The organism is Aeromonas sp. R3-1, from assembly GCF_040908345.1.
GTDB lineage: Bacteria > Pseudomonadota > Gammaproteobacteria > Enterobacterales > Aeromonadaceae > Aeromonas > Aeromonas veronii.
Map to the genome: position 1 here is coordinate 1 of NZ_JBFODN010000268.1, position 14,182 is coordinate 14,182.

Here is a 14,182-nt window from a genome sequence, read left to right on the forward strand (position 1 = left end):
CATCAGGATGGCCAGAGCGGATCACAGGCATAAAGAAACGGACCCAAACCAGAGGTTTGGGTCCGTTTATCAGTGAACCATCAGCGGCCGCAAGGGCTGCCGAGACTCAGCACATGGCATTAACCACGGCCAGAGCGCTTACGATCCAGCTCGGTCAGCAATTTCTTGCGGATACGGATGTTCTTCGGAGTCACTTCTACCAGTTCGTCGTTATCGATGAACTCGAGAGCCTGTTCCAGAGTCATGCGGATCGGCGGAGTCAGCACTTGAGCTTCGTCGGTACCGGAGGCACGCATGTTGGTCAGCTGTTTGCCTTTCAGGCAGTTAACAGTCAGGTCGTTGGAACGGGAGTGAATACCGATCACCTGGCCTTCGTACACTTCGGTCGCGTGACCGATGAACAGACGACCACGGTCTTGCAGACCGAACAGGGCGTAGGTCAGGGCCTTACCGGTAGCGTTGGAGATCAGCACGCCATTCTGACGCTCGCCGATGCTGCCACCCTTGTGCGGACCGTAGTGGTCGAAGGTGTGGTACAGCAGACCGGTACCGGAGGTCATGGTCATGAACTCGGTCTGGAAACCGATCAGGCCACGGCTCGGGATCATGAAGTCCAGACGGACACGACCCTTGCCATCCGGCGTCATGTTGGTCATTTCGCCTTTACGCAGACCCAGTTGCTCCATCACGGAACCCTGGTGCGCTTCTTCAACGTCCACCGTTACGGTTTCGAACGGTTCTTGCAGAACGCCATCAACGGTACGCAGGATTACTTCCGGACGGGACACAGCCAGTTCGTAACCTTCGCGACGCATGTTTTCGATCAGGATGGAGAGGTGCAGCTCACCACGACCGGATACACGGAACTTGTCCGGATCATCAGTCTCTTCCACGCGCAGGGCCACGTTGTGGACCAGCTCCTGGTTCAGACGCTCCAGAATGTTACGGGAGGTCACGAACTTGCCTTCTTTACCAGCGAACGGTGAGGTGTTGACCTGGAAGGTCATGTTCACGGTCGGCTCGTCAACGGAGAGCGGCGGCAGGGCTTCAACGGCACCGTTGTCACAGATGGTGTCGGAGATTTTCAGCTCGCCCAGACCGGTGATAGCGATGATGTCACCCGCTTGCGCGTCGGTAACTTCAGTACGGGAGAGACCCAGGTAACCCAGCACCTGACCGACTTTACCGTTACGGGTCTTGCCGTCAGCACCAACGATGGTGACTTGCTGGTTGGTCTTGACGCGACCACGGGTGATACGGCCGATACCGATAACGCCCACGTAGGAGTTGTAGTCCAGCTGGGAGATCTGCATCTGGAAACCACCTTCGGCATCAGCCTTCGGCGCTTCAACGTTGTCAACGATAGCCTGGAACAGCGGCTCCATGTTCTCGGACTCGACGTCCTGATCCATGGTGGCCCAACCGTTCAGTGCAGAGGCGTAAACAACTTTGAAATCCAGCTGTTCGTCAGTCGCGCCCAGGTTGTCGAACAGGTCGAATACCTGATCCATTACCCAGTCAGGACGAGCACCCGGACGGTCAACCTTGTTGATGACCACGATCGGCTTCAGACCCTGAGCAAACGCCTTCTGAGTCACGAAACGGGTTTGCGGCATCGGGCCGTCTACGGCATCAACCAGCAGCAGTACGGAGTCAACCATGGACAGTACGCGCTCTACTTCACCACCGAAGTCGGCGTGACCCGGGGTATCAACGATGTTGATGCGGTAGTCATTCCAGCGGATCGCAGTGTTCTTGGCGAGAATGGTGATGCCACGTTCCCGTTCCAGATCATTGGAGTCCATGATCCGTTCCTGGCCTTCCGTGGAGCGGTCCAGGGTGCCGGACTGCTGCAGCAGCTTATCAACCAGAGTCGTTTTGCCGTGGTCAACGTGCGCAATAATCGCAATATTGCGTAAATTCTCTAACATTCTCGCCTCAATCACCGGGTAAAATTGGGCGCTAATTGTACTCTTGCCTTTGTGATCTGCCTAGCAGAATTGCAGTACATTCGCGCATAACAACAGATCTGGATCATAGACCTCTCTGACAAACCCTGCTTAGATGGGCGGTGACCGTATTTCGCGCACCATTACAGTGCACCAAAACGATCCACCATCGCACTAAATTGATGCAACGCGAGTCGAGATCGCCTGATTTTGGGGAGCCTCTTCAGCGAGATTGCCCTGAAATCAAGCTGTCACAAACTTGGCACGATACTGGCTTATGTGAATACGACGACGCATTCACCCAGAGAGTTTTAACACCGGAGGTTACTTAGCATGTCAGCCCAGAACGTTTTGGCCCTGATCCAGGAACACGAAGTCAAGTTTGTTGATCTGCGCTTTACCGACACCAAGGGTAAAGAGCAGCATGTATCCATCCCTGCTCACCAGGTTGATGAAGATTTCTTCGAAGACGGCAAGATGTTCGATGGTTCCTCCATCGGCGGCTGGAAGGGCATCAACGAATCCGACATGGTACTGATGCCGGACGCAGCCTCCGCCAAGCTGGACCCGTTCACCGAAGAGACCACCCTGAACATCGTTTGTGACGTGCTGGAGCCTGCCACCATGCAGGGCTACGACCGCGATCCGCGCTCCATCGCCAAGCGTGCAGAAGATTTCCTGAAGTCCAGCGGCATCGCTGACACCGTGTTGTTCGGGCCGGAGCCGGAATTCTTCATGTTCGACAACATCACCTTCTCCAACACCATGGGCCACAGCTTCGTGAAAATCGAATCTGAAGAAGCCGCATGGAACTCCGGCACTGCCTATGAGCATGGCAACAAGGGTCACCGTCCGTTCGTGAAAGGCGGTTACTTCCCGGTTGCACCGGTCGACTCCTCCCAGGATATCCGTGCCGCCATGTGTCTGGTGCTGGAAGAGATGGGCCAGGTCGTTGAAGCTCACCACCACGAAGTGGCCACTGCCGGTCAGAACGAGATCGCTACCCGCTTCAACACTCTTACGCTGAAAGCTGACGAAGTACAGGTACTGAAGTACGTGATCCACAACGTGGCCCACGCCTACAACAAGACCGTTACCTTCATGCCGAAACCCATGTTCGGTGACAACGGCTCTGGCATGCACTGCCACCAGTCTCTGGCCAAGAACGGCGTCAACCTGTTCGCTGGTGACCTGTACGGCGGTCTGTCCGAGATGGCTCTGCACTACATCGGCGGTATCATCAAGCACGCCAAGGCCATCAACGCCTTCGCCAACCCGACCACCAACTCCTACAAGCGTCTGGTTCCGGGTTATGAAGCGCCGGTCATGCTGGCCTACTCTGCCCGCAACCGCTCTGCCTCCATCCGTATCCCGGTGGTACCGAGCCCGAAAGCCCGTCGTATCGAAGTGCGCTTCCCGGATCCGGCTGCCAACCCGTACCTGGCCTTCGCAGCCCAGCTGATGGCCGGTCTGGACGGTATCATCAACAAGATCCATCCGGGCGATGCCATGGACAAGAACTTGTACGACCTGCCGCCGGAAGAAGCCGCAGAAGTGCCGACCGTTGCCGGTTCTCTGGACGAAGCCCTGGCCGCTCTGGATGCTGACCGCGAGTTCCTGACCCGTGGCGGCGTGTTCAGCGATGACTTCATCAACTCCTATCTGGAACTGAAACAGCAGGATGTTGACCGTGTGCGCATGACCCCGCACCCGCTGGAGTTCGAACTGTACTACTCCGTCTAAGTCTCAGCAGACTGGCCGTTTAAATCAGGTCAGCTTGCTTAATCGTGACAAAACCCGCCATCTGGCGGGTTTTTTCTCTGATAGGATTAAGCAAAATACCGTCAAGGAGAGATGGATGAACAACAAGCATGGCATAGGGGTGCTCAGCCTCCTGTTGCTGACCTCGTTCGGTACGGATGCGGCCAAGGTCTACTCCTGGGTCGATGGCAATGGCATCACCCACTACTCGGATGCGCCACCACCCGGCAAAAACGCCAAAGAGGTCGATCTGCGGGTCGCCCCGCTGCTGGGCAGCAGCGCGCCCAGATCGGTGCAGGTGGATAACTTCAACAGCCTGACCGGCGCCGATGCCAAGAAAGAGAAAGAGGCGGCCAAGCTGACCATCGAACTGCTCTCCCCGGAACAGGGCAGCACCCTGCGCGACAACACAGGCAACATCGTCTTTCAGGGCACCATCAGCCCCAAACCTCCGACCCAGTATGATGTGCGCCTGACCCTGGATGGCAAAGCCGCCCCCATCGTCAGCAACAGCCTCTCTGTCCGGGTCGAAAACGTCGATCGCGGCGCCCACGAGGCTCAGCTCGAGCTGCTCGCTAAAGACGGTACGATCCTTGCTAAATCCAGTGCAGTCACCTTTTACCTGCATAGAGCGAGCGTGACGCCGGCTCCCAAACCCACCCCCAAAGCCGACTAGGGGTGATATAGCGCACCGATGCGGGTAAACTCTATGCACCATATCGGTGCATAACAGGTGTGTAGCACCGTTTTAGGGAGAAACCTGTGCCAACCCGCTCGGACAACGCCAAAACACTCTTGGATAATTTGCTGACCGCCGTGATCCTGATGGATGAGCGGCTCTGCATCCAATTCGTCAACCCGGCGGCTGAACAGCTGCTCTCCCTCAGTGAACGCAGGCTGATCGGCATCGAACTGCCCCATCTGCTGGAACATATCTCCCTCGATTTGCAGCGGCTCAAGCAGTGCCTCGCGTCAGGGCAAGGCTTTACCGATAGCGAAGTGACTCTGGTGGTAGAGGGAGAACCGCGACTGGTGGAGCTGAGCGCCACCCCGATGGCCGACCACGAACAGCGTCTGCTGGTGGTGGAGCTGCGCAAGATCGACCAGCAGAAGAAGATCAGCCAGGAGCAGCAGCAACATGCCCAGCAGCTGGCAGCCAAAGAGCTGGTGCGCGGGCTGGCCCACGAAATCAAGAATCCCCTCGGCGGCCTGCGCGGCGCGGCCCAGCTGCTGCAAAAAGAGCTGCCGGACCCGGCGCTGCGCGAATATACCGGCATCATCATCGAGCAGGCCGACCGGCTGCGGGTGCTGGTCGATCGGCTGCTCGGCCCCCAGCGCCCCGGCCGTCACCAGATGCACAATGTCCATTCGGTGCTGGAGCAGGTACGCCGACTGGTGGAGCTCGAACTCCCTCCCTCTGTTCGCATCGAGCGGGATTACGACCCCAGCATCCCCGAATTCGAGATGGAGCCGGATCAGCTGCAGCAGGCGTTTCTCAACATAGTGCGAAATGCCGCCGAAGCACTGGGGGATCAGACCGGGCTTATCCGTATCAAGACCCGCACCGCGTTCCAGATCACCATCCACGGCCAGCGTTACCGGCTGGCGGCGGAGATCAAGATCATCGACAACGGCCCCGGTATTCCGGACGCCATTCGCGACACCCTGTTCTATCCCATGATCACCGGCAAGGAGGGGGGAACCGGGCTTGGCCTCTCCATCGCCCAGAACCTGATCGACCAGCACAAGGGGCGGATTGACTGCATCAGCTGGCCGGGTCACACCGAATTCACCATTTTTCTACCGCTTCGCAAGTAAGGGAACCCCATGACCGCCAAAGTGTGGATCGTCGATGACGACAGTTCTATCCGCTGGGTGCTGGAGCGCACTCTCGGCAGCGAAGGCTTCAACTGCGAGAGCTTTGCCGATGGCGAGGCCCTGCTGCACGCCCTTGAGCTGCGCTCGCCCGATGTGATCCTCTCCGATATCCGGATGCCCGGCATCGATGGTTTGAGCCTGCTGGAGCAGATCCACCGCCGTCAGGCCGATCTGCCCATCATCATCATGACCGCCCACTCGGACCTCGACAGCGCGGTCAACGCCTACCAGCGTGGCGCTTTTGAATATCTGCCCAAACCGTTCGACATCGACGAAGCGGTAACCTTGGTGCGTCGCGCCGAGAATCACCTCAAGGAGCAGCGCACCAAGCGCAAGTCTCGCCAGCAAGAGGCCACCGCCACTCCCGAGATCATCGGTGAGGCACCGGCGATGCAGGAGGTGTTCCGCGCCATCGGTCGCCTGTCACGCTCCAGCATCTCGGTTCTGATTAACGGCCAAAGTGGTACCGGCAAGGAGCTGGTCGCCCACGCCCTGCACAAGCACAGCCCGCGCGCCCACAAAAACTTTATCGCTCTCAACATGGCGGCTATCCCCAAAGATCTCATCGAATCGGAGCTGTTCGGTCATGAGAAGGGGGCTTTCACCGGCGCCAACAACATCCGCCACGGTCGCTTCGAGCAGGCCGACGGCGGCACCCTGTTTCTCGACGAGATCGGCGACATGCCGCTGGATGTGCAGACCCGGCTGCTGCGGGTCTTGGCCGACGGCCAGTTCTACCGGGTAGGCGGCCATCAGCCGGTGCAGGTGGATGTACGGATCATCGCCGCCACCCACCAGAATCTGGAGAAGCGGGTCGCCGATGGCGAGTTTCGCGAGGATCTGTTTCACCGCCTCAACGTCATTCGCATCCACATCCCCGCTCTCAAGGAGCGCCGTGAGGATATCCCCCAGCTGGCCCGTCACTTCCTGCTGCGCGCAGCCAAAGAGCTGAACGTCGAGGCCAAGAGCCTGCACCCCGATACCCAGGCCTATATCAGCCGCCTGCCCTGGCCGGGCAACGTGCGCCAGCTTGAGAACGTCTGCCGCTGGCTTACCGTGATGGCCTCGGGGCAGGAGGTTCTGGTGGGCGATCTGCCTGCCGAGCTGCTCACCCCCATCACCCACAACGCCGAACCGGGTCAACCGGCGTTGCCCGGTTGCTGGCAGCAACAGTTGCAGGAGTGGGTGGCCAGCAAGCTGGCGCTGGGAGAGACAGACATCCTGGCCGATGCCATGCCCCAGTTCGAGCGGATCATGCTGGAGACGGCGCTGGAACACACCCACGGCCACAAGCAGGAGGCAGCCCGCCTGCTCGGTTGGGGCCGCAACACCCTGACCCGCAAGCTGAAGGAACTCGATCTCTCCTGAGTCCCGGGGAAAAACGATTCCCATCACGCCCTGACAAATCACCGCCCGCCAGAACCCCGTTTAACCATAAACGGGGTATCTTTTTTGAAAGCCCCGCCTAGAATGGCAGGCTTTCAAACCTGACTCGACGAGGGCGCCCCCATGATTGACAGATCTCTCCCCCTGACCGACCTGCACCGCCATCTGGACGGCAACATCCGCCCGCAAACCATCCTCGAGCTGGGTCGCCAACACAATATCCAGCTGCCCGCCTTCGAACTGGAAGCGCTGCGCCCCCACGTACAGATCGTCGAAAACGAGCCGAGTCTGGTTGCCTTCCTGAAGAAGCTGGACTGGGGTGTTGCCGTGCTGGCTGACTATGATGCCTGCCGCCGGGTCGCCTACGAGAACGTGGAAGATCTGCTGCACGCCGGTATCGACTATGCCGAACTGCGTTTCAGTCCGGCCTATATGGCGATGGCCCATAAGCTGCACCCGCAAGGCGTGGTTGAAGCCATCATCGACGGCGTGGCCGCAGGCAGCCGCGACTTCGGTATCAAGACCAACCTGATCGGCATCATGAGCCGCACCTTCGGCACCGAGCAGTGCAATCAGGAGCTGGCCGCCTGCTTGGCTCACCGCGACAAGCTGGTCGCCATCGATCTGGCCGGTGACGAGCTGGGCTTCCCGGGCGAACTCTTTGTCGACCACTTCCGCAAGGTGCGCGATGCAGGCATGCGCGTCACCGTACACGCCGGTGAAGCCGCTGGCCCCGAGAGCATGTGGCAGGCCATTCGCGAGCTGGGCGCCGAGCGTATCGGCCACGGCGTCAAAGCGATTCAGGATCAAGCCCTGATGGCCTATTTGGCCGAACACCGCATCGGCATCGAATCCTGCCTCACCTCCAACGTCCAGACCACCACGGTAGCGAGCCTGACCGAGCACCCGATCCGCCAGTTCCTGGCCGCCGGCGTGCTGGCCTGCCTCAACACCGATGACCCGGCGGTGGAAGGGATCGACCTGCCGCACGAACATGAGGTGGCTGCCCCGGCCGCGGGTATGACCGCCAGCGAAATCCGCACTGCCCAGCAGAACGGCCTGACCCTGGCCTTCCTGAGCGATAGCGAGAAAGCCGAACTGAGCACCCGCGCAGCCAGCCGCTGATCCACACCTGCACTGCAAATAAAAACGGCCCACTTCGGTGGGCCGTTTGCTTTGCGGATTTCAGATGATAGGTAAGCACTGGGCAAGCAGGCAGATAGCAAAAGGCCCAAACCGGGTTTGGACCTTGGCTGATGACGGTGCAGGTAAAAACTACTCCTGCTCCTTGTCACGCTCCAGTGCCCGCTCCACCAGCGGCTCGGGCAGGCTCTTGGTCACCTCCACCCCCAGCTCGCGGAAACGCTCGACCTGCGCAATCAGGTTGCCACGGCCGTTAACCAGCCGTCCCATTGCCTTGTCGTAGCTCTCCTGCGCCTTGTGCAGGCTGCCGCCCATCTGCTGCATCTCCTCGACAAACAGCCGCAGCTTTTCGTAGAGGCGACCGGCCCGCTCGGCAATCTGGCGGGCATTCTGGTTTTGCCGCTCGTAACGCCACAGGTTCTCGATGGTACGCAGCGCTACCATCAGGTTGGTGGGGCTCACCAACAGGATGTTGTTGTCGAGACCGTAACGCACCAGCGAGGGATCGGCCTCCATCGCGGTGAGGAAGGCGGGCTCCACCGCCACGAACATCAGCACATAGTCGAGGGTGCGCACTCCGGGCAGCTGCTGGTAATCCTTGCGGCCCAGCTCGCGGATATGGTTGCGCACCGAGGCGACGTGCTCCTTGAGCGCCACCGCCTTCTCCAGCTCGTCATCGGCGTTGTACCAGCGCTCGTAGGCGGTCAGCGACACCTTGGCGTCGATGATGATGTCCTTCTCCTGCGGCAGGTGGACAATCACGTCGGGCTGGTAGCGCTTGCCCTTCTCCACCTCGATATTGACCTGGGTGTGGTACTCGTGGCCCTCGCGCAGGCCGCATTCGCTGAGGATCCGCGCCAACACCACTTCCCCCCAATTGCCCTGTTGCTTGCTGTCGCCCTTGAGGGCGCGGGTCAGCGCCGCCGCCTCTTCGGTCATGCGGGCGTTGAGCTCGGCGAGACGCTCCAGCTCGAACTTGAGGCTATGGCGCTGGGCCGTCTCCTGAGCGTGGGTCTCACCTACCTGACGGCGAAAGCCCTCGAGCTGCTCTTTGAGCGGTGTGAGCAGCAGATCGAGGCTATTCTGGTTCAATTCGCGGAAGTTGCCGGAGTTTTGCTCGAAGATCCGGTTGGCGAGATTCTCGAACTGCTGGCTTAGGCGCTGCTCCGTCTCCTGTTGCAGTTGCAGCTTCTCGGCGGCAGCCAGCCGCTCGCTGCGCAGGGTCGCTTCCGCATCCTTGAGTCGGGCGGTGAGTTTGATGAGCAGGGTCTGCTGCTGATCCAGCTTCTGCTGGCCCTGCATGCGCTCATCCTGCAACTCGTCGAAGCGATCCTGCAACGCTTGATGCCGCTCCTGCGCCAGCAGCAGCTCCTGAGCCTGCGCCGTGGCGGCCCGTCGCCCGATCAGCCAGCCAAGCCCGAGGGCCAGCACGGCGGCAGGCAACAAGATCCCCCAGAGTCCGGGGTCAATCATTTGCGGCTCCGCTGGCGCAGGAAGAGTTCGAGATAGCGGTTAACCAGGATCCAGATCACCACGTAGATGAGGTAGGCGGCCAGCACCACCCACTTGTGGGTGTTGACGCCGGTATCGAGCTCGGCGAACTCGATATCCTTGATGCGGCAGTAGGCCCACATCAGCAGGGGAAAGACATAGAGCAGGGACGCACGCCAGAGAAATAGCCACATATGTTTCATTCAACCACGTAAAAAGACCCGCCTAGCTTACACAAGGGCAACTGCGCTTGCGATCCTGACGGCCGCTATTCTCTGGCCTGCTTCCCGAAACTTCGATAAAATTAACCCCTAATAGGTATCAGGGGCGAGCATGACTCACTATTTCCTCCGTTGGCTGACACAAGGTTGGCAAGCTTCCCGCAAGCCCGCCGTGGTTTGCCATGAAGCGCGCCCGCCATGGGCCATCGAGGAGTCCCAGTACCTCTCCCTCTGCACCCGCTGTGGCGAGTGTTTCAAAGCCTGCCCGCGCGGTCTGCTCAAACCGGCCACCCAAGAGGAGTATGAGGGGAGCCCGATTGCCGGCACCCCGGTGCTCGATCTCGCCTGCGGCCAGTGCAGCTACTGCGGCAGCTGCGCCAGAGCCTGTCCCACCGGCGCCCTCGACCTGCAACTGGGCCGTCAGGTGCAGACCCGGGTGCAGATTGAAGAGAGTTGTCAGGCACGGCAGGGCTTCTACTGCCTGCTCTGTGAAGATGCCTGCCCGCAACAGGCGATCAAGGCCACGGCCGATGGCATCAACGTCAATATGGATGCCTGCAATGGCTGCGGTGCCTGTGGCCTCGCCTGCCTGCACGGCGCCATTACCCTGATCCGCCAGCCAGGCAGTCGTTAAAAACCACTTGCGTACAAAAGCAAAAGGGGCCATCAGGCCCCTTTCACATCTTGTTCGTTATCCCGCGCCCCGTCAGGCCATGGTCACAATAGTCTCTTGCTCGATACCCAGCAGGTGGCAGAGACGGTTGGGATCGCGCACCGCATCAGCCAAGGTGTACTCGCCCAGCACTTCGAGAAAGGCGTTCATGGCGCGGCGCAGAATGCCCTGAATGCGACAACCACCGGAGAGACGGCAGTTCTCGCGCTTGCAATCGACCGGACAGAGCACATGCTCCATGTCCATCACCACATCCCGCAGGTTGATGGAGACTGCAGAGCGACCGAGGCGGATGCCACCGTGCTTGCCGCGTACCGTCTCAATGTACCCCTTGATGCCAAGCTGGTGCACAATTTTGACCACGTGGTTGCGAGAGATGCCGAAGGTATCGGCCACTTCGGTAATGGTCGACAGACGATCCCCCGGCTGAACCGCTAGGAAGGTCAGGGTACGCAGGGCGTAGTCGGTAAATCGTGTCAGTTGCATGGTCGCACTTGCCTCTTACTACAAGCCAGGAATCAGGACGACAACGTTGAGCTAAGAGGCAGGAGACAACCGGTTTGCCTCTGTTTGCCAATTGGTTCGCCAGAGGGGGCCTGTCTCTTAATCTGAGTTGCGGAGTGACAGGTTAAGAGCAGCACAACCGGGTGTCGATGAAGATGCACATAAATCGACACTTTCTTTGATTGATCGCAAACTTGCCGGGTTAGCCCGGCGTTTACCCGCTTTATGGCGGGTAAATCTCCCGAATAGTCTCCTTCACCAAGCCCCTTCGACCAGCAGCCATATGGCCCGCGAACCGCCCCTGAATCGACCGCCAGCAAGGTGGTTCAGTGGGGTTGTTTCAGCCAGTTTTTCAGGGCAACCGAGGGGATGGAGCTCTCGGAGGCGACGGCAAACGCGCCCCAGTCCACCGCGCACTGCAACGCATCCTTGATGGCCATGCCCCGCGCCAGACCGTGGATCAGGCCACCGGCGAAGGCATCCCCCGCCCCCGTGGTATCGACCACCGAGACCGGCCGGGCGGCAACCCGGATCTGCTCGTCGCCATGGATGGCCACCGCGCCCGCCTTTCCTTCGGTCAACACCAGCCATTCGAGCTGCTCCCCCGCCAGCTGGCGGGCATGTTGCCAGGGGTCGCTCACCTCGCCGAGATCGGAGCGGGAGGCCACCAGCACATGACAGGGGCGGCGCGCTTGGCCGCCCTTGGGATACTGGGCCACCACGAAGCTCTTGCCGAGCATCTGGCGCATGTAGCTGATGATGGCGGTGCCGGGATAGTTCACATAGAGGCAGTCGATCCCCTCCAGCGGCAGATCGCCGGGCAGGTCGGGACGCCGCGGGCGGCGCAGTATGGTGCGCTCGCCGGTGGAGTCCACCAGGATCAGCAGCTCGCCGGTCTCGCCGCCAAAGCGCTCCACATGGCTGCAATCCAGCCCGTAACCGGCCGCCTGCTCCAGCAGCCAGTCGCCGGTCTCGTCCAGCCCGATACGGGAAGCAATGGTCACCTCGTGGCCCGCCCACACCAGCCCTATGCCGGTATTGGCGGCACCACCTCCCAGCCTGCGCCCCTGATCCACATATTGCAGCCGGGCCCCCGCCACCAGAGGTTCGGAGAGGGAGAGCACATGATCACAGTTGAGATTGGCAAGCAGCAGAATGCGGGACATAGAGACCTCGGACGATGGAGATAGCCCAAAAGAGACAGGCTGAACCCCGAGTAGAGCCCAGCCTGACAGAAGAGACAACCGGCAGGGATCGGGAATCCGACCGGGATCAATAGATGGGCAGTTCCACCCCGGCCAGCAGCTCGTCGATGCGCGCCTGACTCGGCTGCTGCATCACACTCTGGATCACCTCCTTGGTGAGATGGGGCGAGAAGGAGCTGATAAAGTCATACATATAGTTCTGCAGCAGGATGCTCTTGCTGAAACAGATCTGCGCCGGGCAGGGCTTGAACAGATGCTCCAGATTGATGGAGACCAGCCCGGGGCTGTCGGTGTCGTTGGCCACCAGCGAGGAGATGATGCCGATGCCAAACCCCAGCTCCACGTAGCGCTTGATCACCCCGGCGTCCATCACCGTCATGTAGTAGCTCGGGGTGAGACCGGCGGCATGGAATACCTCGTCCTGCACCTGACGACCAGTGGCGCCACTCTCGTAGCTGAGGATGGGGTAGTGGCAGAGCTGCTCCAGCGTCGGCTTCTTCACCTTGGCCAGCGGGTGATCCTGCGGTACCACCAGCGAGAGAGTCCAGAGGTAGGCGGGCAGCGCGATCAGCTCCTTGTCGAAGCCAATCTCGTGGGCAACGATGGAAAAATCGGAGTAACCCTTGCTGATCTGCTCCTTGCTCGCCGACATCACCGGATGGAGGTGGAACGAGATCTTGGGATACTTCTTGGTGAAGTAGGTGACCGACTTGGGCAGCAGATAGCGGGCGATGGTGTGGGTCGTGTGAATATTGAGAGTGCCCACGGTCGGATCCAGATACTCGCGGGAGATCGCCTTGATCTTGCTCTCGATATTGAGCATCGCCTCGGCACACTTGATGATCTCCTCACCCACCGGGGTGATGCGGTGCAGATGCTTGCCACGGCGCTCGAAGATCCGCACTCCCAGCTCGCTCTCCAGCAGGCCGATCTGCTTGCTGACCCCAGGCTGGCTGGTATAGAGCGCATCGGATGCCACCGAGACGTTGAGGTTGTGGTCCCGGATCGCGATCAAGTACTTCAATTGCTGTAGTTTCAAGGCTTCACCCTCTCAAGCTGGTGCGGCGATCACGCCAGACAAACAGGCCGCCACAAAGGGCGGCCAGTGTATCACCCGATCCCGACATCGCAGCGCTTGATCCTTCATTTTGCTACAAAATCTAGCATCCGAAGGGGTGGCTGACAAACCGGGCTCAGGCCGCGCCAGCCCGCAGCGGCAGGATCCCCAGAAACTGCAGCAGCCACTGCATCATGGTCGCCGAATCCACCTCCCCCTCCAGCGAGGAGAGGCTGCTCTGGTAGCGCTCGTCGGGCAACAGGCCGCGGCGCCGTTCGATCAGCGCCCGGTTGTACTCCACCGAGAACTCCGGGTGCCCCTGAATGGCGACGATGTGATCCCCCTGCAAAAACATGAAGTTGGGACAAAAATCGTTGCCCGCCAGTCGGGTTGCCCCCGGCGGCAGCAGGGCCACCTGATCCTGATGGCTGGCCAGAATGCGGATCTGATCCCGCGCCGGTGCCATCCAGGGCTCATCTGCCAACATGGGATGTACCGACACTCCCAGTCCCCACCCCTTGGTAGACTTCACCACCTCGCCGCCCAGCGCCTGGGCGATCACCTGATGACCGAAGCAGACACCGGCCAGCTTGACGTCGGCATCGTGCGCCTGACGGATCCACGCCCGCAGTGCCTGAATCCAGGGGATATCGCTATAGGCGTCGTGGCGCGAGCCTGTGATGAGCCAGGCATCGCACTCGTGCAGATCCTCCGGCAATTCCCCATCAAGAGCCGACCAGACCCGAAATTCCAGTTCGGGGGCCAGGGCCGCAAAGCCCCTGATAAACATCTCGGAGTAAACGGGGCCAAAACGATCCGCCAGATCGGGATCGAGCCGGTCACAATCGAGAATTCCCAATCGCATCTGTTGTTCCTTTACAGAGTTCGCCCCCGCCAATCATTGACCGGCGGGG

13 protein-coding genes are annotated in these 14,182 nt (G+C 60.2%); 6 read left to right on the top strand and 7 right to left on the bottom strand.

The window, feature by feature from the left end; translation table 11 throughout:
• Positions 1–119 precede the first annotated feature (119 nt).
• Positions 120–1,931, bottom strand: a complete 1,812-nt coding sequence (typA, locus tag AB5Y85_RS18950) for a translational GTPase TypA (protein ID WP_005339679.1) — start codon at positions 1,929–1,931, stop codon at positions 120–122.
• A 351-nt stretch (positions 1,932–2,282) separates the two neighbouring features.
• Between typA and glnA the strand changes: the two genes are divergently transcribed.
• The 5 genes from glnA to add all read left to right on the top strand — a co-directional run bounded on the left by glnA (position 2,283) and on the right by add (position 8,099).
• Positions 2,283–3,692 carry a glutamate--ammonia ligase gene (gene glnA, locus AB5Y85_RS18955; RefSeq protein ID WP_005339672.1) on the top strand — a complete coding sequence of 470 codons (1,410 nt, stop codon included), beginning with the start codon at positions 2,283–2,285 and terminating at the stop codon, positions 3,690–3,692.
• A gap of 115 nt (positions 3,693–3,807) precedes the next feature.
• Positions 3,808–4,386, top strand: a complete 579-nt coding sequence (locus AB5Y85_RS18960; RefSeq protein ID WP_005339670.1) for a DUF4124 domain-containing protein — start codon at positions 3,808–3,810, stop codon at positions 4,384–4,386.
• 86 nt (positions 4,387–4,472) lie between these two features.
• Complete coding sequence (gene glnL / locus AB5Y85_RS18965) at positions 4,473–5,528, top strand: nitrogen regulation protein NR(II) (RefSeq protein ID WP_139444367.1); 1,056 nt, start codon at positions 4,473–4,475, stop codon at positions 5,526–5,528.
• Positions 5,529–5,537: 9 nt separating this feature from the next.
• On the top strand, positions 5,538–6,956 hold the full coding sequence (gene glnG / locus AB5Y85_RS18970; protein WP_005339666.1) for a nitrogen regulation protein NR(I): 1,419 nt from the start codon (positions 5,538–5,540) through the stop codon (positions 6,954–6,956).
• Positions 6,957–7,097: 141 nt separating this feature from the next.
• Positions 7,098–8,099 (top strand): adenosine deaminase, encoded by a 1,002-nt coding sequence (add, locus tag AB5Y85_RS18975; RefSeq protein WP_368221969.1) that lies wholly within the window; start codon positions 7,098–7,100, stop codon positions 8,097–8,099.
• Positions 8,100–8,249: 150 nt separating this feature from the next.
• On the opposite strand, the gene rmuC is transcribed toward add, so the two are convergent.
• Together rmuC and AB5Y85_RS18985 are read right to left on the bottom strand one after the other, a co-directional pair.
• Complete coding sequence (gene rmuC, locus AB5Y85_RS18980) at positions 8,250–9,590, bottom strand: DNA recombination protein RmuC (RefSeq protein WP_368221971.1); 1,341 nt, start codon at positions 9,588–9,590, stop codon at positions 8,250–8,252.
• Positions 9,587–9,802, bottom strand: coding sequence for a hypothetical protein (locus tag AB5Y85_RS18985; protein WP_021231493.1), 216 nt, complete (start codon positions 9,800–9,802; stop codon positions 9,587–9,589). Before AB5Y85_RS18985 ends, rmuC begins: the two co-directional genes overlap by 4 nt.
• Positions 9,803–9,941: 139 nt before the next feature.
• Between AB5Y85_RS18985 and AB5Y85_RS18990 the strand changes: the two genes are divergently transcribed.
• Positions 9,942–10,463 (top strand): ferredoxin-type protein NapF, encoded by a 522-nt coding sequence (locus AB5Y85_RS18990; protein ID WP_005339657.1) that lies wholly within the window; start codon positions 9,942–9,944, stop codon positions 10,461–10,463.
• Between the two features lie 72 nt (positions 10,464–10,535).
• Here the strand turns inward: AB5Y85_RS18990 and AB5Y85_RS18995 are convergent, their stop codons facing one another.
• The 4 genes from AB5Y85_RS18995 to AB5Y85_RS19010 form a co-directional block, all read right to left on the bottom strand.
• Entirely contained in the window at positions 10,536–10,988 is a 453-nt protein-coding gene (locus AB5Y85_RS18995) for an Rrf2 family transcriptional regulator (protein WP_005339654.1), read from the bottom strand.
• Between the two features lie 344 nt (positions 10,989–11,332).
• On the bottom strand, positions 11,333–12,172 hold the full coding sequence (locus AB5Y85_RS19000) for a PfkB family carbohydrate kinase (RefSeq protein WP_042079777.1): 840 nt from the start codon (positions 12,170–12,172) through the stop codon (positions 11,333–11,335).
• Between the two features lie 106 nt (positions 12,173–12,278).
• On the bottom strand, positions 12,279–13,250 hold the full coding sequence (locus tag AB5Y85_RS19005; RefSeq protein WP_042012323.1) for a LysR substrate-binding domain-containing protein: 972 nt from the start codon (positions 13,248–13,250) through the stop codon (positions 12,279–12,281).
• A gap of 154 nt (positions 13,251–13,404) precedes the next feature.
• A complete protein-coding gene (locus AB5Y85_RS19010) occupies positions 13,405–14,133 on the bottom strand; it encodes a glutamine amidotransferase (RefSeq protein ID WP_005357481.1) in 729 nt (242 codons plus the stop codon).
• Positions 14,134–14,182 lie beyond the last annotated feature (49 nt).